This window comes from Parafrankia discariae, from assembly GCF_000373365.1.
GTDB classification, from domain to species: Bacteria; Actinomycetota; Actinomycetes; order Frankiales; family Frankiaceae; genus Parafrankia; species Parafrankia discariae.
Genome location: NZ_KB891200.1, coordinates 1 through 1,308 on the forward strand (window position 1 = coordinate 1; position 1,308 = coordinate 1,308).

1 protein-coding gene is annotated in these 1,308 nt (G+C 61.0%); it reads right to left on the bottom strand.

From position 1 onward, the window contains the following. Positions 1 to 159: 159 nt before the first annotated feature. Positions 160 to 579, bottom strand: coding sequence for an NAD(P)H-dependent oxidoreductase (locus B056_RS36090; protein ID WP_076784678.1), 420 nt, complete (start codon positions 577 to 579; stop codon positions 160 to 162). Positions 580 to 1,308: the final 729 nt, after the last annotated feature.

The following is a 1,308-nucleotide window of genomic DNA, read 5'->3' on the forward strand; positions in this document are numbered from 1 at the left end:
GCATGCCGCCAGAACGCCAGCAGTTCGTCCACGTCGCCGGGACGGCCAGACCGGATAACCATGCCACGATCATTGTCTCTCGTCCGGTGGCCGCATCGGGGTGACGCTGCACGTCGACAGTCCGGTGATCTACACCTGTTACCCCATGCCGATTGATCTTTACCGACTCCCTTCTGAGCTGATCTCCTCCGTCGGGCGGAGAGGACCCGTCTCGGCTCCCACCGCCACCATGGCAGTGGGGCTGACGAGGTAGTCGATCCACGCCTTCAGCGTCGATGGGATGGTGTAGTTGTACATAGGTATCCCGAGTAGCACGATGGGCGCGTTGCGGACTTCCGCGGCCACCGCGTCGACATGAGCCCGCTCCTCCGCCGTCGCACCGTGATCACCATCGGGGTTCATGATGTAATCGCGGACCGCACTGGTGAGATGCGGTATCGGCTCGACCGCGAGATCCCGGTAGGTATACACGGCATCAGGGCGATCCCTACGCCATTCGTCAGCAAAGTACGATGACAACTCCCTGGTCGTGGAGCTAGTCCGGCGGATGCTTGTGTCAATATGCAGAAGAGAGGGCATACAGTATTCAAACTTCCCTCAGATTATCGCAACGGAATTATATCGACGGATCAAGAAAATACTAGTATTTCATACAGCGCCACACATCCCCTGGTCTGTTAGTGTGCGCGTCCCCGCCGAAGGAGGTCGAGCAGCCTGCGAGAGCACCGAACCAGGCATCAGCCCCCTGCCGACCGGGACCGATCGTGGGTAGGGACTGGCGTCCGAGTCAGGTGCGAGAAGCGGTAAATCTCCTGGTAATTCGATTGTTCGATCAAGAGCTGCATGCGTGTCTGGAGCTTTGCGCCCCTGTCTACCCAGCCGGGTCGATCTGTCTATGCTCGCCACGGTAGGCGTAGGAACCACCCGGACAGCGCCTTCCGGCAGACCGCCAGACTCTGCCGATGCCGGACAGTCTGCGGCATCGGCGCATCCAAGCTCCCACTTACCTCCGTTTTCAGCGTCCAGAACAGCAGCATCTTCAGCCATACGGCCGCAGCCCCTGGCCGAACGTGCGCCGGCTCCGCCCGCCGACCCTGCTCGGCCACTCCTGAGGCCTTTCGTGGTCCTCGTCGGTATCATGCTGGCCCTCGGCCGGATCGCCGACGGCCTGCTCTACCACTCGGGGTAGCACATGCACCCGAACACGGCTCCGCCCTGTCTGTCAGACTCCCGTGAGACAGATGGATCTTTGAGACCTCTGTAGCGCAGGGCGAGACGGGATCTTCAAGACCAGTGACGTTGACCATG

Bases quoted from the DNA above. Each gene is read 5' to 3' on its own strand.
- B056_RS36090 (WP_076784678.1), bottom strand. From the start codon at position 579: ATGCCCTCTCTTCTGCATATTGACACAAGCATCCGCCGGACTAGCTCC.